At 69.7% G+C, this 20118-nt stretch carries 31 protein-coding genes; 29 read left to right on the forward strand and 2 right to left on the reverse strand.

The features are described 5' to 3' along the window. Positions 1-52 precede the first annotated feature (52 nt). Positions 53-766: a hypothetical protein gene (locus tag ACFW9O_RS17680; protein ID WP_384610298.1), complete on the forward strand. Its 714-nt coding sequence runs from the start codon at positions 53-55 to the stop codon at positions 764-766. 2 nt (positions 767-768) lie between these two features. On the opposite strand, the gene ACFW9O_RS17685 is transcribed toward ACFW9O_RS17680, so the two are convergent. After that, positions 769-987 (reverse strand): hypothetical protein, encoded by a 219-nt coding sequence (locus ACFW9O_RS17685; RefSeq protein ID WP_384610300.1) that lies wholly within the window; start codon positions 985-987, stop codon positions 769-771. Positions 988-1086: 99 nt separating this feature from the next. After that, the gene (locus ACFW9O_RS17690; RefSeq protein WP_384610302.1) at positions 1087-1335 is read right to left on the reverse strand and encodes a hypothetical protein; all 249 of its coding nucleotides are present in this window, start codon (positions 1333-1335) and stop codon (positions 1087-1089) included. Positions 1336-1479: 144 nt separating this feature from the next. Here ACFW9O_RS17690 and ACFW9O_RS17695 point away from each other — a divergent pair, with 144 nt between their 5' ends. The 28 genes from ACFW9O_RS17695 (at position 1480) to ACFW9O_RS17830 (ending at position 20117) form a co-directional block, all read left to right on the forward strand. Next, complete coding sequence (locus tag ACFW9O_RS17695) at positions 1480-1926, forward strand: hypothetical protein (RefSeq protein ID WP_384610304.1); 447 nt, start codon at positions 1480-1482, stop codon at positions 1924-1926. Further along, positions 1926-2198, forward strand: a complete 273-nt coding sequence (locus tag ACFW9O_RS17700) for a hypothetical protein (protein WP_384610306.1) — start codon at positions 1926-1928, stop codon at positions 2196-2198. The genes ACFW9O_RS17695 and ACFW9O_RS17700 overlap by 1 nt, the downstream gene beginning before the upstream one ends. Continuing rightward, on the forward strand, positions 2195-2980 hold the full coding sequence (locus tag ACFW9O_RS17705) for a DUF2637 domain-containing protein (protein WP_384610308.1): 786 nt from the start codon (positions 2195-2197) through the stop codon (positions 2978-2980). The genes ACFW9O_RS17700 and ACFW9O_RS17705 overlap by 4 nt, the downstream gene beginning before the upstream one ends. Next, on the forward strand, positions 2980-3123 hold the full coding sequence (locus ACFW9O_RS17710; RefSeq protein WP_384610310.1) for a hypothetical protein: 144 nt from the start codon (positions 2980-2982) through the stop codon (positions 3121-3123). Before ACFW9O_RS17705 ends, ACFW9O_RS17710 begins: the two co-directional genes overlap by 1 nt. Before the next feature lie 9 nt (positions 3124-3132). Further along, on the forward strand, positions 3133-3276 hold the full coding sequence (locus tag ACFW9O_RS17715; protein ID WP_384610312.1) for a hypothetical protein: 144 nt from the start codon (positions 3133-3135) through the stop codon (positions 3274-3276). Positions 3277-3288: 12 nt separating this feature from the next. Continuing rightward, a complete protein-coding gene (locus tag ACFW9O_RS17720) occupies positions 3289-3612 on the forward strand; it encodes a hypothetical protein (protein WP_384610314.1) in 324 nt (107 codons plus the stop codon). After that, a complete protein-coding gene (locus ACFW9O_RS17725) occupies positions 3609-4346 on the forward strand; it encodes a hypothetical protein (protein WP_384610316.1) in 738 nt (245 codons plus the stop codon). Before ACFW9O_RS17720 ends, ACFW9O_RS17725 begins: the two co-directional genes overlap by 4 nt. Beyond that, entirely contained in the window at positions 4346-4495 is a 150-nt protein-coding gene (locus ACFW9O_RS17730) for a hypothetical protein (protein ID WP_384610318.1), read from the forward strand. The genes ACFW9O_RS17725 and ACFW9O_RS17730 overlap by 1 nt, the downstream gene beginning before the upstream one ends. Before the next feature lie 80 nt (positions 4496-4575). Next, positions 4576-4734 (forward strand): hypothetical protein, encoded by a 159-nt coding sequence (locus ACFW9O_RS17735; RefSeq protein ID WP_384610320.1) that lies wholly within the window; start codon positions 4576-4578, stop codon positions 4732-4734. A gap of 264 nt (positions 4735-4998) precedes the next feature. Next, entirely contained in the window at positions 4999-5310 is a 312-nt protein-coding gene (locus ACFW9O_RS17740; RefSeq protein ID WP_384610322.1) for a hypothetical protein, read from the forward strand. Between the two features lie 66 nt (positions 5311-5376). Further along, positions 5377-6294, forward strand: coding sequence for a hypothetical protein (locus ACFW9O_RS17745; RefSeq protein WP_384610323.1), 918 nt, complete (start codon positions 5377-5379; stop codon positions 6292-6294). Positions 6295-6304: 10 nt separating this feature from the next. Further along, positions 6305-6841, forward strand: coding sequence for a hypothetical protein (locus ACFW9O_RS17750; protein WP_384610325.1), 537 nt, complete (start codon positions 6305-6307; stop codon positions 6839-6841). Beyond that, the gene (locus ACFW9O_RS17755) at positions 6841-8112 is read left to right on the forward strand and encodes a PBSX family phage terminase large subunit (protein WP_384610327.1); all 1272 of its coding nucleotides are present in this window, start codon (positions 6841-6843) and stop codon (positions 8110-8112) included. The genes ACFW9O_RS17750 and ACFW9O_RS17755 overlap by 1 nt, the downstream gene beginning before the upstream one ends. After that, entirely contained in the window at positions 8112-9701 is a 1590-nt protein-coding gene (locus ACFW9O_RS17760) for a phage portal protein (RefSeq protein WP_384610329.1), read from the forward strand. Before ACFW9O_RS17755 ends, ACFW9O_RS17760 begins: the two co-directional genes overlap by 1 nt. Next, complete coding sequence (locus ACFW9O_RS17765) at positions 9661-10800, forward strand: phage minor capsid protein (protein ID WP_384610331.1); 1140 nt, start codon at positions 9661-9663, stop codon at positions 10798-10800. The genes ACFW9O_RS17760 and ACFW9O_RS17765 overlap by 41 nt, the downstream gene beginning before the upstream one ends. Before the next feature lie 19 nt (positions 10801-10819). Further along, a complete protein-coding gene (locus ACFW9O_RS17770) occupies positions 10820-11890 on the forward strand; it encodes a hypothetical protein (protein ID WP_384610333.1) in 1071 nt (356 codons plus the stop codon). 9 nt (positions 11891-11899) lie between these two features. After that, positions 11900-12058: an Rmf/CrpP fold protein gene (locus ACFW9O_RS17775; protein WP_384610334.1), complete on the forward strand. Its 159-nt coding sequence runs from the start codon at positions 11900-11902 to the stop codon at positions 12056-12058. Between the two features lie 105 nt (positions 12059-12163). Beyond that, a complete protein-coding gene (locus ACFW9O_RS17780) occupies positions 12164-12940 on the forward strand; it encodes a hypothetical protein (protein ID WP_384610336.1) in 777 nt (258 codons plus the stop codon). Positions 12941-12954: 14 nt separating this feature from the next. After that, entirely contained in the window at positions 12955-14154 is a 1200-nt protein-coding gene (locus ACFW9O_RS17785; RefSeq protein ID WP_384610337.1) for a DUF5309 family protein, read from the forward strand. Between the two features lie 5 nt (positions 14155-14159). Next, a complete protein-coding gene (locus ACFW9O_RS17790) occupies positions 14160-14489 on the forward strand; it encodes a hypothetical protein (RefSeq protein WP_384610338.1) in 330 nt (109 codons plus the stop codon). After that, positions 14473-14979 (forward strand): hypothetical protein, encoded by a 507-nt coding sequence (locus tag ACFW9O_RS17795; RefSeq protein WP_384610340.1) that lies wholly within the window; start codon positions 14473-14475, stop codon positions 14977-14979. Before ACFW9O_RS17790 ends, ACFW9O_RS17795 begins: the two co-directional genes overlap by 17 nt. Positions 14980-14988: 9 nt before the next feature. Then, positions 14989-15405 (forward strand): hypothetical protein, encoded by a 417-nt coding sequence (locus ACFW9O_RS17800; protein ID WP_384610342.1) that lies wholly within the window; start codon positions 14989-14991, stop codon positions 15403-15405. Continuing rightward, on the forward strand, positions 15396-15725 hold the full coding sequence (locus ACFW9O_RS17805) for a hypothetical protein (RefSeq protein WP_384610343.1): 330 nt from the start codon (positions 15396-15398) through the stop codon (positions 15723-15725). Before ACFW9O_RS17800 ends, ACFW9O_RS17805 begins: the two co-directional genes overlap by 10 nt. Before the next feature lie 8 nt (positions 15726-15733). After that, on the forward strand, positions 15734-16081 hold the full coding sequence (locus ACFW9O_RS17810) for a hypothetical protein (protein ID WP_384610344.1): 348 nt from the start codon (positions 15734-15736) through the stop codon (positions 16079-16081). After that, positions 16074-16499: a minor capsid protein gene (locus ACFW9O_RS17815; protein WP_384610346.1), complete on the forward strand. Its 426-nt coding sequence runs from the start codon at positions 16074-16076 to the stop codon at positions 16497-16499. Before ACFW9O_RS17810 ends, ACFW9O_RS17815 begins: the two co-directional genes overlap by 8 nt. A 66-nt stretch (positions 16500-16565) precedes the next feature. Then, complete coding sequence (locus ACFW9O_RS17820) at positions 16566-17024, forward strand: phage tail tube protein (protein ID WP_384610347.1); 459 nt, start codon at positions 16566-16568, stop codon at positions 17022-17024. Continuing rightward, positions 17021-17491, forward strand: a complete 471-nt coding sequence (locus ACFW9O_RS17825) for a hypothetical protein (RefSeq protein ID WP_384610349.1) — start codon at positions 17021-17023, stop codon at positions 17489-17491. The genes ACFW9O_RS17820 and ACFW9O_RS17825 overlap by 4 nt, the downstream gene beginning before the upstream one ends. 142 nt (positions 17492-17633) lie before the next feature. Further along, complete coding sequence (locus tag ACFW9O_RS17830) at positions 17634-20117, forward strand: hypothetical protein (RefSeq protein ID WP_384610351.1); 2484 nt, start codon at positions 17634-17636, stop codon at positions 20115-20117. Position 20118: the final 1 nt, after the last annotated feature.

Genomic DNA, 20118 nt, shown 5'->3' on the forward strand with positions numbered 1-20118 from the left:
ACCCGGGCGGCCACCCCGACTGACCCTGTCCCGCCGCACCACAGGAGCCACCGTGAACACGAGCGCCGCTGACCTCCGTGCCATTGCTCTCGTCTGGACCGACCTGCACACCGCACTGGGCGCACCGAGCATCGTCGGCGGGTTCGGCCGCGGACTCCGCGCCTACCTCACCGCATGCGACGCCCTCGACCCCGAGGAGACCGAAGCCGCCCGGCACCAGGCCGCGGCACTGCGCCTGTTGGAGCGCGACCCGCAGCAGATCGGCGAGCGCCCCATCCCGATCCGGCTGCACGTGTACGAGGTCATGCGCACCGTGGAAGCCGCCCTCGTGGAGGTCGCCGACCAGACAGCGGCCGTGGTGCAGCGCCCGGCCATGTCCCGCGCCCCTCGCCACTGGCCGGCCAACGATCGGGCCCGCCGTAACGAGCAGGCCGAAGCCGATGCGCTCGACCCCCGACGGTGGCGGTACACCGGGACCAGGACGGCCCCCTACGCGGCGCTGTGGCTCCTCGGGCGGGTGCAAGGTCGCCCCGGGCCCTTCCGGCCGCTGAGCGAGGCACAGGGGCGGCACGTCGGGTACGTTGCGGCTGAGGCGCGGCACCGCATTGAGCAGACCCTCGACACCGGGGCCGAGACAGCCGAGCTCGCCCACCCCTGCCCGGACTGCGGCGGCACCATCACCGTCCACGGCGGCAGCGGCGCGTCCCCCCTCGCCAACTGCAGCAGCTGCGGCGGAATCTGGACCGAGCTCGGGGCAGCCGCCTGACGTCAGGGGGCGGACCACACATCCGGCCCGCCCCCACGCCACTCGATCAGCCCGGACCGCTCGACATCCGACTCCTCGACGTCGTCCATGCCCGCCCGGCGTAGGAACTCGGCTACGTCCCGCAGCGACAGGGCCAGGCCGAGGATCGTCCCGTCGACACGCACCCGCCGCCCACCCGTCGGCGACGGCGGGTACACGACGACAGGCAGATGACCAGACATACGCCCACCCTCACCCGCAGCACGGCAGGGCGCACCCGGGCAGCAGCCACACGGGCAGCACGAAGCCCCCGACCACATGGCCGGGGGCTTCCGTGCGCGCTACTCCTTGGGCTTCAGGTCCGTCCGCTCACCCGGGCGCACCCGCCGCGCCTTGTAATAGGTCCGGGCTTCACCGAGGTCCCAGAACTCCCGCGTACTTCCCGGCCGGCGGCGCGACGCAGGAAATGCAGGGTCCGAAGTGCGCAGCGCGTGCAGCCACTGACGCGTGACGCCGAGTTCCGCAGCCAGCTGCGACAGGTTCACCAGCTCCCCTTCGTCCGTCGGCTCCGGCTCCTTCTTGTCCGGCATGGGTACCATCCTGCCCTAACCTTGTTGACACTGTAAAGCAGGTTCCCTACGGTGGAGCCTGCAACGAAAAGCGGCCCCGGCCGGCGCTCGCAACGCCATTGGCCGGGGCCGGCCACCCGCCTGCGTAACCAGGAGGACAGCCGCATGGATCGTATCCACGCCCTCACCCGCCAGACCAGCCACGCGCTGGCGATGCTGGCCACCACCGCCACCGGCCGGCGCCACGTCATCCGGGCCGCCGCCGATGAGTACCTCTCCCAGGTTGACCGCCACCGCCTCCCCGTCGGCTACAGCCAGCCGATCGTCGACGACCGCTCCAACAGGGGCGACGCCTACGAGATGCGCCGCGGTGACGTGTTCGCCCGCATGCTCGGCATCGCCTGCCAGCCGTCCGACGCGCAGCTCCCCGACACCGCGCGGGCCGTCCTCGCAGCGATCGATGCCCCCGTCACCGCGCTGATCACCCGCGCCGAGACCACCGGGCAGCCGCTCATCGTCGCGCTGCTCCACATCCTCGCCACGGACTCCGACCCGGACATGGGCGAGGCCCTGCGCCGCGCCCGCGCGCCCCGCCCGGCGGTGGCCGCGTGATGACAGAGCCCCTCGTCCTCAGCGACGACACCCGTCTCCTCCTCGGCCAGCTCGCCGACAAGCTCGACGCCTACCGACCCGGCGACACCATGCGCGAAGAGACCCGCCTCGCCCAGGCCCTCGTGTTCGCCGAGCAGCTCCACGGCCCCACCGAGCAGGGGTTCGACGCGGAGCAGAACCTCCTTGCCGCTGCTCCCCGCGTCTGGCCCGGACAGACCCGCGGCGAGTACGCGGCACTCCTCCGGCTCATCGCACAGGGAGTCACCCAGTGAACCGCAACCCGATCACCGGCCTCGCCGTCGGCGCTGCGGTCGTCACCGTCGCGCTCACAGCGTTCGCGTTCTGGCTGTCGTACGAGCACCTCCACGACATCGCCAGCGAGAACGGGCTGTCCGGCAAGCGCGCCTGGGCGTGGCCCGCAACGGTCGACCTGTTCATCGTCGCCGGGGAGCTCCTCATGCTCCGTGCCTCGTTGCGCGGCCGGGGCATGGACTGGTGGGCCGTTGCGCTCGCCGCAACAGGATCCCTCGGCTCCATCGCACTGAACGTTGCAGGGGTCGGCACCAACGCAGACCCGATGCGGTACGTCGTTGCAGCCGTCCCGCCCACCGCCGCACTCCTCGCGTTCGGCGCGATCATGCGACAGATCCACGAGCGCCTCGCACCGCCCGTTGCACCCGACGCTGCACCGCCTGTTGCGAAGCTGCAACGCGTCACCGACGGTCCCGCCCCGGACAGCGCAACGCCCCCGCCGCTCGCCCCTGCAACACCCCCTGTTGCGCTGCCCCCGGCAACACCCGCACCGCCCGTTGCAGCCCCGGTCAGCACCCCCGACGACCAGCACCTGCAACAGACCATTGACGACGCGATGGCGCCCGTTGCGCTCGACCTCGAAGGCGTGCGACTCCTGACCGTTGCGGACGTCGCAGAGCTGAAGGGCGTGACCCCCGGCACCGTCCGGTCCTGGGTCAACCGTCGCAAGCTGCAACCCGCGTTGCGCGACGCTAACGGGCGCTCCCACTTCCACCCCGCAGCCGTTGCAGAGCTCGACTGATGGCAACGGTCTACTTCGCCACGGCCACGTGCTTCGCCGTTGCAGCGCTCTGCACCGTCGCACTCGGCAAGGTCCCCGTCATCACCGGGACCGTCGCATTCATCGTCACGCTCGTCGCGCTCGTCGTGGCCATCCCGCATTGAGGACTGCTCGTGCTCGCCTACGCCCTCGGCTGGGGCCTCATCGCATACATCCTCGTGCGCGTCCCCGCCGCCCTGATCCACAGCGACCGGCTCGCGACCTGGGCCATTTACGCCGCGTCCGCCACCACCATCGCCAAGCTCCTCGGCTACTGAAAGGCCACCCTGATGCGCACCAACCTCGTCGCCGCCATCGACACCGCCAGCCACCACACCATGGCAGCCCCGCCCGCCCAGCCCTCGGAACTGGAGGTCAACGGCGGCGCGTTCGGCGCCCTCCTCATCGGCCTGATCATGGTCACCGTCATCGCCGTGAAGTGGAAGAACAACGTCTACAAGGAAGGCGAGCGCAAGGCCATCGTGATCACCGCGATCGCGTGCATCCTCCTGGCCGGATCCGCCGGCGGAATCATCGCCGACATCTTCAGCAGCGTTCAGGGAGTCGGCGACCAGGTCGGCAACAGCGTCACCACCGTCGGTACCGGCCGGTGAACCTCAAGCCCCTGGTCAGGCCCCTCGGTGACGGCTCGATGGTCCTCTACGACCGGATCATCGGCTGGGTCACCGCCCCGAAGTACAGGGAGATCCCCGCCCCGGAGCAGCCGGTCAAGGCCGGCAAGAAGTACAAGGGTGGGAAGGGGGACGAGGAGCCCGCCGAGCAGCCGCCCGAGCCGGAACTCGACAGGCGCGCCCCGCTGAAACGGGTCGGGCTGCTCCTCGGAGGCACGTACGTCGTCGCGTCCTCCGACTACACCACGTACGCCGCCGCAGCAGCCTCCATCGGCTGGGTCGTCGCGGCCTACATGGTCAGCGCTCCGGAGGCGCCCGCCGACGTGTCGAGCGGCCCGTCCCTCGACCAGCCGACCAACCCTCGCGCCGCCATCACGGAATGGCTCGCCACCGCCATCGGTGACCGGCCCGGCATCCACCTCTACGAGCTGTACCCCCGGATGCGCGCCCTGCCCGGCATGGAGGGGCACGAGGACACCGCCCTGCGAGAGGCCCTCGTGGCCCTGGATATCCCCATCACCCGGGCGTTCACCATCGGCGACATCAGGGGCCGCTCAGGGGTCCGCCTGGTGGACCTCGCCACTCCCCTCCCCGCTCCGGGAGAGTCGCCGCTCTCCAGCGGTGAAGACGCAGGTGAGACCGCCTTCTCTGCCCCGGAAGACCGGCCGGAGAGCGCCCTCTCTTCGGTCGAAGAGCCCACCCGAGAGGTTGCGTAATGGTCTTCATCCGCTACCGCGTGACCGCCGCCGACGGCACGTTCCTCGACGAGTTCACCACCAACTCGGAGGACTTCGCCCGCGAGCGCATCGACCGCATCCGCAAGTACCGCCCGGACCTGACCGTCACCGAGACGCCCGACAACTGACCCCCGAGGCCGGCCGCCATCCGCCAAGACATCGGCCGGCCCCGGGTCCCTATCCCCATCACAGAGACAGGACCACGATCATGGCATTCGGACGCTCGAAGAACGAGACCACCAGCAGCAAGCCCGTCGGGAAGCTCCCCAAGACGATGCCGAGCCGCCTCCCCGCCGGAGACACCCGCGGCAGCGGGCACGAGACGACCTACCAGGCTTCCCGCGGCGGCTGGTTGAAGAAGAAGTAGGCCGGTTGTCAGTCCCGGCCCGTAGCGTGGACCCGTCAGCACGACACGTTGGACTGTGAGCTGGCTGCCACGCTCCAACGGAGGACCCGAGCCCCGCCCCCACCACCCGGAGGCGGGGCTCACCCACGCCCGCACCACACCGCACTACACCCGTAGTTGCGCACAGCCGTGCCATCGGGCATCCTGAGGCCAGTTCCGCCATGCCCGAACACAAAACCCCCACACACGTGCCACACTGCCCCCACACCATCTGGGGGCCTACCTATGTCACAGCGGTACACCGAACGGCGCGGCGCGAACCACGGCCTGCACATCGTTCTTTCAATCCTCACCTGCGGGCTCTGGGCAATCACCGGCTGGCCTATCGCCGCCGCCCTCGGCCGCAAGACCACCACCACGATCCCCACGTACCAGGCGCCGCCCGGCATGTACCCGCAGCCCACACAGCAGCAGCCCCCACCGCAGGCGTACGGGCAGCAGTACCTGCCGCAGCAGCCGTACCAGGCACCCCCGTACTACGGGCCGCAGCAGGGTCAGCAGCCCGCGCCCGGCCAGTACGGGCCGCCCCAGCGGTAACCCCACAGACAAGCCCGGTCGCGTACCCCCGTTCGCGGCCGGGCTTCCTCATGCCCGGAGGTGCACATGGCACTGCCCGACGGCGTCCAGACCGTGACCCTGACCGGCAACCGCCAACACCCCGACGGCACCCCCTACACCGGAACGTTCACGCTGCGCCCCGAAGTCGGACAGGTCAGCAGCCCCGAACACGGGCTCATCATCACCGGCGACGTGATCGGCCACTGGGTCGACGGCATCCTCCACGCCGACGACGACACCCCCGGACTCACCGTCCTCGCCGTCGACGACCCGACATGCACCCCCACCGGGTGGACGTACCGCGCGTACGACGCCCCCACCGGCGGGCGCGAGCGGGATTACCCGCTGCTCCTCACCGCGGACCTCGGCACCATCGACCTCGCCGACCTCGCCCCGGCCGAGCCGTCTGCCGGCGAATACGTCCTCGTTGCCGGGCCGCGCGGGGAGCAGGGGCTCCAAGGCATTCAAGGGCTCCAGGGCATTCAGGGCCTGCCCGGGACCGTCCCCACCGGCGACACGGTCGGGGTGATCCGCACCGTCGACAAGTCAGCCGACGAACAGATCGGTACGTCCACCGTCCTCCAGGACGACGACCACCTGACTCTGCCTGTCACGGCAGGCGGCCGGTACGCCATCGCCGCCATGCTCGTCGCCTCCGGAGACCCGGCAGCAGACCTCACCCTCACCCTCGCCGCGCCACCCGGATCCACCGGCCACTGGACACCCGGCGCGATCACCCTCGGGGTGTCCGACGGCACCGGCAGCCTCCGGCTCACCCGCTACGACCTCGGAACGGCGATCGGCGTCGGCATCATCGCCGGAGGCCTCATCGTCGCCCCCCTCGGCACCCTCACCGCCGGAGCCACCGGCACCCTCACCGTGCAGTGGGCACAGAACGTATCCACCGCCACCCCAACCATCGTCCGCGCCGGCTCCTGGTTGCAGGTGACCCGTACAGCGTGAGGAGACGGCCATGCCCCACCAAGGCGGACTCCACGGAGATCAGCGGCCCGTCACCGACGAAGACCGGGCCGAGTTCCGGCGGCTCCACGCTGAGGGCTGCTCACGCAACGAGATTGCCCGCCGCACCGGCCGTTCCGGGCGCACCGTCAGCCTCCACGCCGCAGACATGGGCCTCACGTTCGACCGGGCCGCGACCGAGGTAGCCACCCGCGCACGCATGGCCGACCTTGCCGAGAAGCGGACCATTCTCGCCGAAGCCCTCACCGACGACGCGCTGCGCCTCTCCGCACAGGTGTGGCAGCCATCCGTCGTCTACAACATCGGCGGCAAGGACAACACGTACACCGAGGAGCCCGTACCCGAGCCGCCGGCCGCGGACAAGCGGGCGCTCATGGCCGCAGCTACGAACGCAGCCGCGCAAGCCCTGCGCCTCGTCCCGCCGACCGCCGAAGAGAACGGGCTCGCCGCAGCGCGCTCGGTGCTCAGCGACCTCGCCGACGGCATCAAGCACCTCGCCGGGCAGCAGGAGGACACCGAGGAGGGCTGATGCTCGACTCGCTGCCCCTCTCCCGCATGCAGATCCGGTCCATCGCTGGGGCGACCGCCCGCATCAACATCTGGCACGGCGCGATCCGCTCCGGCAAGACGATCGCGTCCCTGATCGCGTTCCTGATCGCAGTAGCAGCCGCCCCACCGTCCGGACTCATCGTCATCGTGGGCCGGTCGTTGCAGACCATCGAGCGGAACATCATCGACCCGCTCCAGGACGAGGCCGTGTTCGGGCCCGTCGCCCGCATGGTCCACCACACCCGCGGGGCGACCACCGCCGTCATCCTCGGCCGGACCATCCACCTCATCGGCGCAGCAGACTCCCGCGCAGAGGGCCGGTTGCGAGGCATGACGTGCTGCCTCGCCTACGTCGACGAGGCGACGCTCATCCCCCGCGGGTTCTGGAATCAGCTCCTCGGCCGCCTGTCCGTCCCCGGGGCCCGCCTCATGGCGACGACGAACCCCGACAACCCCGGGCACTGGCTCCGCAAGGAGTTCATCAACCGGGCCGGAGACCTGGACCTCCGGTCGTGGCAGTTCACGTTGGACGACAACCCGTCCCTGGACCCGAAGTACGTGACGTCGCTGAAAGCCGAGTACATCGGGCTCTGGTACCGGCGGTTCATCCTCGGCCACTGGGTCCAGTCCGAGGGCGCCATCTACGAGATGTTCGACGCAGAGCGCCACGTCGTCGACGAGTGCCCACCGATCGCCCGTTGGCTGTGCGACGCCATCGACTACGGCACCGTGAACCCGTTCGCGGACCTCCTGATCGGGCTCGGCACGGACCAGCGCCTGTACGTCGTCTCGGAGTACTGGCACAACTCGCGGACCGCCCGGAAACAGCTCACGGACACCGAGTACTCAGCTGCTCGCCGCCGCTGGCTCGCCGGTGTCGTCCACCCGCACACCAACGTGGCCGGCGTCCGCCCCGAGTGGACGATCGTTGACCCGTCCGCAGCCTCGTTCATCGAGCAGCTGCACCGCGACAACGTGCCGTCCGTCATGCCCGCCGACAACACCGTCCTCGACGGCATCCGCGGCGTGGCTGGCCTGTTCGCCGCCGACCGGCTCCGCGTGCACCGCTCCTGCACCGGGCTGATCGATGAACTCCCCGGCTACTCGTGGGACGACGAGGCCGCGGAGAAGGGCGAAGACAAGCCGATCAAGCTCAACGACCACGGCTGTGACGCACTTCGGTACGGCGTACGGACGACAGAGGCCCTCTGGCGGCCACACATTCCTACCCTCCTGGAGGTGGCAGCCTGATGCCTCTGCCCACGGCTGACACCACCTGGCCGCCCACCGACCCCACCGTCCAGTCCCACCTCGCCGACTGGAGCGCCTGGTACTCCGGCGACCCTGACGCATTGGAGCAGCGGTACGGCGGGCACTACGCCGGATACGACCGCCCGAACCGGCCCGCGCAGCGCTCTGGCGGGGTCCGCGGCCTGCTCGCCCGCTGGTGGTGGGGCACACCCACCCCGGAAGGTGAGCGCCGCACCAAGCTCCACATCCCCCTTGCCGGGGACATCGCCCGCACCTCGTCGGAGCTCCTGTTCTCCGAACCGCCCACCCTGCTCTCCGACAACGAGGCCACGCAGACCCGCCTTGATGACCTCATGGACAGCGGCCTGCAACCCACCCTGCTCGAAGGCGGCGAAGTCTGCGCGGCCACCGGCGGGTCGTACCTGCGGGTCGTGTGGGACGACGAGGTGTCCGACCGGCCGTGGATCGACGTTGTCGCCGGGGACTGCGCTGTGCCGGAGTTCCGGTACGGGCGGCTGATCGCGGTGACGTTCTGGACGCTGCTCGCCCCCGTCGACGGCAACGACAAGAGGGTGTTCCGTCACCTGGAGCGCCATGAGAAGGGCCGCATCTTCCACGGGCTGTACGAAGGGTCGCTGACCCACCTCGGCAACGCCCGCCCGCTCCCGGAGCACCCGGCAACCGCCCCCCTGGCCACGGAGGTGGACGCTGAGGGCGGCCTCGACACCGGGGCGCCCGACCACCTGACAGCCGCCTACGTGCCCAACGTGCGCCCCGCCCGCGGGTGGCGGAACATCCCCTCGGCCGCAGGCTGGGGCCAGTCCGACTACCAGGGCATCGAAGGCATCATGGACGCCCTAGACGAGACGTACTCCTCGTGGATGCGAGACATTCGGCTCGGCAAGGGCCGCATCCTCATCGCCGACACCCTGCTCCAGTCCAACGGGCCCGGAGCAGGCGCGTCGGTGAACATCGACCAAGAGGTCTACGCCGGGCTCAACATGCTCCCGCGCGCAGGCGACCCGAACCCGATCACGGATATCCAGTTCGCAATCCGGGTGGCCGAGCACCGCGACACCTGCCAGGACCTCATCGGGCAGGCCGTCCGCCAAGCCGGGTACTCCGCATCGACGTTCGGCGACTCCGGGGACGGGACCGCGGTCACCGCCACGGAGATCCGGGCCCGCGAGCGCCGCAGCATGTCCACCCGAGCACGTAAGGCCCTGTACTGGGGGCCGGGCATCGGCGACATCGTTGGCGCGCTCCTCGCCGTGGAGGCTGGGCCGCGCTTCGGTGTTGCCGGCCTCGACCTGGAGCCGGTCAAGGTCGAGTTCCAGGACAGCATCAGCGAAGGAACGTCCGAGCTGGCCACTACCGCCGAGCTCCTGCGCCGCGCCGAAGCCGCATCCACTGACACCCTCGTGCGGATGCTGCACCCCGACTGGGACGACGAGCAGATCAAGGCCGAGACCGGGCTCATTAAGGGTGAGGCTGGCCGCGACGTCGCCGATCCGTTCGCTACGGGTGCTGAGGGTGAGGGGGTGCCGCATGCCGGTGTCCCCAGCGATGGCGGAGGACCTCGCGACTGAGGTCCGGCGCCTGTACGACGACGCGGAGGTGGCGCTCCTGGAGCGCATCGCTGCCGCGCTGGAGGCCGACATCGACAGCCCCCTGTGGGCCGAGCTGAAAGCCGCTTCCATCGGGGACCTCCGGCAGGCCGTGGAGACGATCGCCGACGCGCTGCAGCAGGACACCAACGGGGCTGTACGCGAAGCCCTGGTGACCGCGTACAACCGCGGCCGTCAGGCAGCCGTAGCCGAGCTCGGGGCCCTCGACATCGGCCGGGAGCTCCAGGCCCGCCGCATCCTCCCCGGGGCGCCCGCGGTGGACCGGCTGGCCGCATCCATGGCCGAGGACACCCGACCCCTCTACCAGCGGATCACCCGGTCCGTCGTCGACATCTACCGCCGCATCACCGGGCGCGCCTCCGGGAACGTCCTCCTCGGAGCGTCCACCCGCAGGCAGGCATCCCAACGGGCGCTGGACCAGTTCGCCAACCGCGGCGTCACCGGGTTCGTCGACTCGGCCGGCCGGTCCTGGGACATGGCGTCGTACGCGGAAATGGCGGTGCGCAGCGTGACGGCGCGCGCCGCGATCGAGGGGCACATCGACGCGCTCGCAGAGATCCGCGTCGGCCTCGTCATCGTGTCGGATGCGCCGCTGGAATGCCCGCTGTGCCGCCCGTGGGAGGGCGAAATCCTCACCCTCGGGGAGCAGTCGGGGCCGCACACGCTGCGCCTGGAGCACAGCATCCAGCCCTCCGGCCTGTTCGCGCCGACGCAGACCGTGGCCGTGCACGTCGCCGGGTCGCTCCTGGAGGCTCGCGCGGCTGGCCTGTTTCACCCGAACTGCCGGCACAGTCTCGGGGCGTACCTCCCCGGGGTGACCACCCGGCCGCCGCACCATGCGACACCTGGCACGTCGTACGAGGACACGCAGCGCCAACGGGAGATCGAGCGGCACATCCGCCGCTGGAAACGCCGGCAGGCCGCCGCGATGGACGAACAGGCGCGCCGGAAGGCCGGGGCGAAGGTCCGCGAGTGGCAGGCCGCAATGCGCATCCACGTGGATGCGCACGACGACTTGCGCCGCAAGCCCGCGCGCGAGCAGATCGGCGCCGCGCGGTAACCGCAGAGGAGGTGCACCGATGCCCAGCCAGTTCGTCAGCAAGCTGGCCGCGAAGGGAGCCCGAGACCCCGAAGCCCTAGCCGCGTGGATCGGGCGCCAAAAGTTCGGCAAGAAGGCGTTCGGACGACTGGCCGCAGCTGGCCGCAAGAACGCGAAGGAAGAGCGCCACATCATGGGCCGGGTACGCCCCGGCGGCCGAGTTGCAAGCGACCTCACCGGCCTTTCCGACGACGAGCTCGGGCGGTCGCTGCGCCACCTCGACGGCGAAGAGACGTCACGGGTCGCAGCGGAGATGGACCAGCGCGACATTGCCGCCCGCCTGCCCGGCGGCCGGCCGGACCTCATCGGCCTGTCAGACACTGAACTCGCCATCCGGGCACGCGGCGCCTCCAGCGACGAACTGAACGCCATTGCCGGAGAGTCCGACCGCCGGGAGCGAGTCGCGTCCGTGTTCCCCAGCGGTCGCCTGTCGGATGACCTCTCCGGGCTGGACGAGGGAACCTTGGGGTGGGCCATCCCGTACGCCCGGCCGGACGAGATCGAGCGGATTGCCGCCGAGATCGACCGCCGGCACCCGCCTGCCCCGCTCCCGAAGGCGGCGGGCTCGGGCACGGTGGCCGGGCAGCTCGCCGACCGGGCAGCGGTTGAGGACGCCTTGGGCTCGGACCCGCACGGGTGGGCGCACCTCTCCGCAGACCTTCCGGATGATCCGCGCGACAGCATGTCCGCCACTGAACGGTGGATCGCAGACCGGGAGGACGCGGAGGCCTCCGCGCGGGCGGCGTACAGCCGTGAGACCGTGCGGGACATGTACCGGGACCACACGTACGGCCAGTACATGGCGGCGGAGGACGAGCTGCGGGGCGTGCTGCTCTCCCGAAAAGCGGCCAGTGATGGCGTCGACCCGATCAGCCTGTTTTCCGGTCCGTCGCACATCGCCTACGCGCGTGCGTCGGAGGAGCTGAAACGCTGGTGGATCGACAACCGGCGCACCACGCTGGCGGAGTACGAGGAGCAGGTTTCCGGGCAGCGCAGTGCGGCCGGGGAGCGGGCGCGCGTTAGCCGCGGCCATCAGCAGAACCGACTTTGAGGGGGCGTGATGGGTCCGCGCGAGCAGTTGGCGAAAGCCCTCAACGAGGGCGCACAGGCAGGCAGGGACGGCGCCCGCCCGACCGCCTGCCCGTACCCGCGTGATGACCTGCGCCGATCGGCGTGGATCCGCGGGTACTCCAAGGTCCGCCCGTTGCCGCGCGGGTAGCCACCTCGACTGACCACCTCAGGGCCTGCCCAGTGCGGGCCCTTTCGCATGTCCGAAACGGCCCGCCTGGTGCGGGCCTTACTCATGCCCCTGGAGGGCAGCAGCATGAACCGTAAGACCCTGGCCCGGCCGCGTCTCGACGGCGCCGGATGGGCCCACCCGTACCCGCTGAACCCGTTCTCCCCCGTCCTGTACGCCGACGGAGGCGAAGGGGCACCACCCGCCCCAGCGCCCGACGGCGGTGCGGCCCCCGGTGGGCATCAGCCCGCAGGCGGCACCGGCGCGGCACCGGCCGATACCGGCGAGCTGGACCTCAGCACGCTGGACCCGCGAGTCCAGAAGATGATCGCGGACCTCCGTGGCGAAGCCGGCAAGGCCCGGACCGTCGCGAAGCAGAACGCCGCAGCCGAAGCACGGCAGGAGCTCGCGCAGGACATCGGGAAGGCCCTCGGCCTCGTCCAGGACGACAAGGCGACGACCCCCGAGGAGCTCACCCAGCAGCTCCGCGAGTCTCAGCAGCACCTCGGCTCGGCTCAGGAGCAGGCGGTGGCCGCGCAAATGGAACTGCACGTGTACCGCACCGCGCACCGGCTCGGTGCCGATGCCGATGCGCTCCTCGACTCCCGTTCGTTCTGCGACGAGATCGACAGCATCGACCCCGGCGACGACCCCAAGGCGTTCAACGCCGCCGTGGAGAAGGCCATCCGGGGCGCTATCCAGCGCACCCCGAGCCTGCGGGCGCGTGCCGGTCGTTCCGGCGCGGACCTGTCTGGCGGCAGCAGTGAGCAGCCGCACAGCCTCGACAAGCAGATCGCCGAAGCCACGCAGAAGCGGGACTTCGCCTCTGTCATCCGACTCAAGCGGCAGCGCGCCGCACAGTGATCTAGGAGACCCTCATGGCCGGTATCACCGGGATGGGCACGACCTTCAACCTCCCCAACTACACGGGCGAACTGTTCGCCCTGACCCCGGCGGACACTCCGCTGCTGTCGGCCATCGGCGGTCTCACCGGCGGTGGCATGACCACCAGCACGGAATTCGAGTGGGAGACGTACGACCTGCGTGACCCGGCGCAGCGCACCAAGCTGGAGGGCGCCGACGCGCCGACCGCTGAGGAGCGGGTCCGGGCGAACGTGAAGAACACCGTCCAGATCCACCAGGAGCAGGTGTCCGTTTCGTACACCAAGCAGGCGGCCATCGGTCAGGTCGCGTCGCCGCAGTCCGCGCCGTACAACCACAACGGTGGCGAGAACCCCGTCACGTCCGAGCTGGACTGGCAGGTGGCGCAGACCCTCAAGCAGATGGCGTTGGACATCAACTACAGCTTCATCAACGGGTCGTACGTCCTGCCGACATCGAACGCGACCGCCCGCCAGACCCGTGGACTCCTCGCTGCGGTCACCACCAACCGGATCGCGAAGGGCGCCACGGTCTCGGCCCTGACCTCGGCCACCGACACGATCACGGAGACCGCGACCGCCCTCGCCGACGGCGACAAGATCGTGTTCACCTCGACCGGCGCGGCCACGAACATCGTCGCCGGGCGCACCTACTACGTGGTGTCCAAGAGCACGAACGCGTTCAAGGTCGCCACGTCCACCGGCGGGACCGCGCTCACCCTCGGCACCGCCACCGGCATCGCGTACACCAACCCGTGGGAGACCGCGCTCACCACGGACCACGTGTCCGACCTGCTGCAGCTCGCCTACGACAACGGCGGCATCAGCGAGCAGGAGACCGCCACCCTCATCCTCAACAGCGCCCAGCGGCGCGCCGTGACGAAGGCCTTCGCGTCCGCGTACGGGCAGTACCACGAGACGTCCCGCACCGTGGGCGGCGTTGCTGTGGACACGATCGTCACGGACTTCGGAACCCTGTCCGTGATGATGGACCGGCACATGCCGCAGGACGTCATCACCGTCGCGTCGCTGGAGCAGCTGATGCCGGTGTTCCTCAACGTTCCGGGCAAGGGCGTCCTGTTCGAGGAGCCCCTCGCGAAGACCGGGGCGTCGGACAAGGTCCAGCTGTACGGAGAGGTCGGCCTCAAGTACGGCAACGAGAAGAGCCACGCGGTCATGACCGGGCTGAAGGTGTGATGACCATGCGGACAACGTTCGTGCGCAGCACCGGCGGCCACGTCGCCGAACGAGAGATCCCCGCAGAGGGAAGCAAGCGCGAGCAGGAACTCAGCAAGCTCGCCGACGACGAGGGTTCGGAGTGGCGGCGCGAAACCGACCCGCTCGCCGACCCCGTCGACGACGAGCCGAAGCGCCCGCCGAAGTCCGGGTCCAAGGCGGACTGGCTGGCCTACGCGGTCAGCCAGGGAGCCTCGGAGGAGGACGCGGCGGCAGCAACCCGCGACGAGCTCGCCGCCCTGTACGCGGAGCCCGAAACGCCCAAGGAGGTGACCCCGGATGCCGCTGACAGCTGACCTCGGGATCTCCGCCGGGACGTACCAGACACGCACCCTGGACCTGACGACGTCGGAGGACCGGCTCAGCTTCCGCCGCGGGGTGCACCTCACCTCAGGCACGGGCGCGGGCAAGGCCGACCGGGTGTTCCACGATCAGCGGACCCTCGCCGCGTCGGCCACCGAGGATCTCGACCTCGCCGGCGTCCTCCTCGACGCGTTCGGGGCCGCGGCCACGTTCGCGAAGGTCAAGGGCCTGTTCATCAGTGCCGCCGCGACGAACGTCAACAACGTCGTGATCGGTGCAGGCACGGCCCCGTGGGTGACGCTCCTCAACTCCACGGGGACGATCACGCTGCGCCCGGGGGCGTCGTTCGGGGCGATGGCCGGAGTCGCGGACGCCACGGCGTACGCGGTCACCGCGACCACGGGCGACATCCTGAAGGTCACCAACAGCGGCGCTGGCACGTCGGTGGTCTACGACATCGTCATCGTCGGTACGAGCGCATAGGGGGCGGCCATGGCCCGGGTGTACGCGACCGCGGCACAGTACGAGGAGACCACCGGGCAGACCGCACCCGCGGACATTGATGCCCGTCTCCGGAGGGCGTCCCGGTTCCTCGACAGTCGGGTGTTCCGGCTGTGCCGGTACGACGTTGCCGAGGACGGGATGCCGTCCAACGAGGTGGTGGCCGAGGCGTTCGCGGCGGCCGTGTCCGCGCAGGTGTGGGCATGGGACGACTCCGGTGACGAACTCGGGACCGCGGGCCAGTACACCTCGGTCAGCATCGGATCGGTGAGCCTGTCCGGGGGCGGGGCGCAGTCCGGGGCGTCATCGGGCGGCCGTGCGGTCGCTGACACCGCCCTGGAGGCGCTCCGTACCCCCGACCTGACCCCGGACGTGTTCGTCCTCGGGTGGGTGACCTCATGGGGGTGATCCTTGGCAAGCTGCTCCGCCACGAGGTGACGGTGGAGACGTACGGCGGGGACACCGGGGCGCACGGCCCGTCGTACGCGGCGCCCGCGGCAGTGCGCTGCTTCCTGGAGCAGAAGACCCGCACGGTCCGCAACCCGAAGGGGCAGGAGGTTGTGTCGTCCGGGACGTTCTACGCCCGGCTCGACGAGGCCCTGGCCCTGTGCACCGCAGAGTCCAGGGTCACCCTCCCCGACGGGTCCACCACCCTGATCATCACCGCGCTGCGGCGTGACGGGGGCGGCCTGCCCACACCCGACCATCTCGAAGTGCAACTGATCTAGGGGGCGCTGTGCAGTACACCCGGTTCACGAGCAGCGGGACCGCCCCGTGGACGGGGCGTGGCCGGCGCCTCGCCTCCGAAGGGCTGGAGCGAGGCCTACAGCATGTGCTCACCGAGGCGCAGCGCATCGTCCCGTTGGACGAGGGCACGCTGGAGCGGTCCGGGAAGGTCACCGTGGACGGGCTGGAGGGGGCAATCAGCTTCGACACGGTGTACGCCGTGATCCAGCACGAGGCGTTGGACTTCCGGCACCTCCCCGGGCGCATGGCGAAGTACCTGGAAATCCCGATGAACCGGGAGCGCCAGGTCGTCCTCGACATGATGGCCGTCGGGCTGCGGAGGTGGCTGCGTGGCTGACCTCCTCACCGGTGTCGCCCAGCACCTCACCAACCTGGGCATCGTCGACTACGACCCGGACGGCACGGCCGGCAACTGCTTCCTCGAGTCGCTGCCGTCCCGCCCGGGTGTCGCGGTCGCCCTCACCATCTACGACGCAGCGAACGAGTCGGATTCGAGACTGGGGTACGACGAACCGCGGCTGCAGGTGCGGGTGCGCGGGGGCCCGGATCCGTCCGTGTCCCGGCTGCTGTGCAAGCAGATCCGCGACGAGCTGCACGGGCTCGGCCCGATCACCCTGCCCGACGGGACGCTCCTGATCCTGTCGATTGCCCTGCAAGCCGCCCCGGCGTCCATGGGCAAGAACGCGAACGACGAGCACGAACACATCTGCAATTTCCGGCAGGAGATTCGCGACGTGACCACCCACCGCGTGTAACCCCACCCCACCACTTCGGGCCCGTAGCCGCGCGCTGCGGGCCCTTCTGCATGCCCGGAGGCAGCAATGGCGCCCATCAAGTACAACGCCCGCGATGTGGAATTCGAGATCGAGGACTTCGCGAACCCCGGCACGTGGGTCGCGATCGGCCCCACGGCCATCAACACGTTCTCCAAGGGACGCGAGTACGAGACCGCCGACACCACCACGTTCGGGTCCGACGGTCAGGCCGAGGGCCAGAACATGCAGATCGGTAAGACGATCACCCTCGAAGGATTCCGGCTGAAGGACCCCGACACCGGGGCCCTCGACTCCGGTCAGGCCCTCGTGGAGGCACAGTCCGAACGCCTCGGTGACGACTCCCTCATCGGGTTCCGCATGGCCGCGCCTGGTGACACCACGTGGGAGGTGTGGCCGCAGGCTACGTACCAGCTCAGCGACGAGGGCGGCGGCAACAACGACAAGGTGTCGTGGAGCTGCACCGTGACCCGCTCCGGCCCGAACACGACGGCGGTGAAGGCGTGACAACACGCAAGACCACCGACTCCCCGACCTGGGACGCGTACTGGGCCGAGGTGTCCGGCGCCCGCACAGAAGTCATCCGCGGTGTGGAGGTCGACGTCCCCCGCGACGTGCCGTTCGGGTTCGAGGAGCGTCTCCAGGAGCTGTCGTCGTCCTCGGCCCGCGAGGACGTGGAAGAGCTCGTCTCCATGCTGTTCGGCCCGGACATCTTCGGGTCCTGGGTCGATGCCGGCATGGGGTACCGGGAGCTCCTCACAGTCCTGACGTGGGGGATGGCGCAGGCCTCCGGCACAGACATGTCCTTCGCGGAGGCGTTCGAGGCGGTTGCCCAGCAGAGTGCTGCTGAGGGAAAAGCTCCAAGCGGCCAGAACCGAGCCGCACGGAGAAGGCCGTCCGCGAGCACTGGTGGGCAGTCGAAGCGGACTTCAGGCGGGAGTACGGTCTCACGCCGCGCGGCATCGCGCAGCTGACCCGCCGCACCTTCTGGACGTACCTCAACGGCCTCTCTCCCGAAGCAGTGTTCCGCCGCGTCGCCGGGGACGAGCTGACGATCGTCGACGACCCCGAGCAGATCCGTTCCGCCCTCCACAACTGAACAAGGGGTGATCCGCTGTGGCCCTCGTCATTGGCGATCTCGTCGGCATGATCCGCGCCGACGATTCCGGGATGCGCCGCGGACTCGCCAACGCACAGCTGCGCATGCGGGGGTTCCGCCGCGACGTGGAGTCCAACCTCCGAGAGCTCCACCACCGGTTCAACGAGGCCATGCAGCGCATGGGCGAGAACCTCGGTGACAGCGACCGGGAGGGCAACCGGTTCGCCGGCACTCTCGGCCGTCTCGGTGGGATGGCCAGCTCGCTGGGGGGTGTGGCCGCGTCCATCGGCAAGATGGGGGCCATGCTCGGGGCTGCGGCCCCGCTTGCCGCCGGGCTGGTGGCCACGCTGGCGAACATTGCGCCGGCCGCGGCGCTGGGTGTCTCGGCCATGCTCGCCCTGAAGTTGGCCACCGCAACGGTGAAGCTCGGCATGACCGGGGTCGACGACGCGATGAAGGCGGCGCTGGACCCGGAGAAGGCAGCCGAATTTGAGAAGGCCCTGGCGAAGCTGTCGCCGTCGGCGCGGGCGTTCGCGCTGGAGGTGAAGAAGCTCGCCCCGGAGTTCAAGAAGCTGCAGCAGGACGTCCAGGAAAGGATGTTCAAGGGCTTCGACAAGGTCCTCAAGGGCATGTCGACCAGCACCCTCCCCGTGCTCCGCAAGGCCCTGCTGAGCAGCGCTGACGCGCTCAACAAGATGGGCAAGGGCGTCGGCCAGGCGGCCATCAGCCTGTCGAAGGACGGGACGTTGGGTACGGCGCTGAAGGGCGCCACGAACGGACTCCACAACCTGTCCCGCATTCCCGGCCAGCTGGTCACCGGGCTGACTCAGGTAGCCGCCGCGGCGGCGCCCGCGTTCTCTCGTCTGACGAAGGCTGCGGGGAAGGCATTCGACCGGTTCTCGGAGCAGTTCACCGCGGCGTTCAAGTCGGGGCGGATCGAGGCTGCGATCGAGCAGGCCATCGACCTGATCGGGCAGTTGGGCAAGGTCGCCGGCAACGTCTTCAAGATCCTCGGATCGGTGTTCAAGGCTGCCCAGACCAGCGGCGGCGGGTTCATCGGAGTCCTCCAGGACATCACCGGGTCGCTCGCGAAGGCGTTTGCGTCCCCGGAGGTCCAGGCGGGGCTTAAGGGCCTGTTCCAGACGATGAGCACCCTCGGGAAGGTCGCGGCACCGCTGCTGTCCAAGGCGGTCGTGATCATCGCGCAGGTGTTCGCGAAACTGGCTGGGCCCGCGCAGCAGCTGATCCGTGTCCTCGGCGACGGGCTGAGCCGCATCCTGACTGCCCTCGGCCCTGTGCTGGTTTCCCTGGCCGGTGCCGCGGGATCTCTCGTGGTCGCTTTCCTTCCCATCGTCGATCTTGCGGCGGATCTGATCGTCGCTATCCTGCCCGCACTCGTCCCCCTTTTCGATGCGCTTTCCGCGGTATTCGTTGCCCTTGCCCCCGTCATTGAGCAAATTGCAGCGAATTTGTCCACTCAGCTGGTGCCGCTTTTCGAAGCTTTGGTGCCAATTCTGACCGACCTTCTACCGCCCTTTGTGCAGCTGGTAGAGGAACTCGGGCCACAACTGACCCAAATCCTCGCCGAAATGGCCCCCTATCTGGCTGATGCAGCAATCAAAATCGCCGAAATGGCTATTGCTATGGCGCCGCTGACTGCCCAGGTACTGAGCCTGGCCGCAACGATTCTGGGCCAGCTGCTCCCCGTGATCGGCCCGATCCTCGTCGGCCTGATCATCATCGTTTCGAGCGCCCTCACCGCCCTATCAGACCTCGTCACCCACTACGTCATCCCCGCCATCAAGGGAATCGCCGCCCTCCTGCAAGGCGACTTCTCCGGCGCCATGGAGCACGCCAAAACGATCGTCAACAATTTCAAGGAGGACGCGCTCCGTGTCCTCTCCAATCTGCTCCCGCGGGCCGGCGCCTACCTTCGCGAATTCGCCGGAATCGTCGGCCAGCACGCAAAGGACGCGGGCGGGCGCCTCGTCCGGGCGGTAGCAAAGGGCGTCGCCGACGCGATCGCCTACGTACGCGCGCTCCCCGGGCGCATCAAGAGCGCGATCCCGTCCCCGGGGCAGATCCTGAACGGCATCGGCCGGGCCATCGTCCAGGGCCTCATCAGCGGCATCAAGTCGATGATCCCGTCCGTACAGAGCACCCTGTCGAACCTCACCAGCATGATCCCCGACTGGAAAGGCCCCGAGGAGGTCGACAAGAAGCTCCTCATCCCGGCCGGCCAGTCCCTCATGGGCGGCCTCATGGGCGGCATCGCCAGCCAGATTCCGGCCCTCCGGTCGCAGCTCGGTGGCATCACCGGCGGCCTCCCCGGCATGGCCATGGCCGGAGGCGGCGGCAGCACGGCAGGCGGCGGGCGCGTGGTTCTAGAGCTCCGCTCCGACGGGTCCCGGTACTCCGACTTCCTCGTCGGCGAAATCCGTAAGGCCGTCGACGTCAAGGGCGGCGGCGACGTTCAGACCGCATTCGGGAAGAGGCGATAGG

It is taken from the genome of Streptomyces sp. NPDC059499 (assembly GCF_042749285.1).
Lineage (GTDB): Bacteria > Actinomycetota > Actinomycetes > Streptomycetales > Streptomycetaceae > Streptomyces.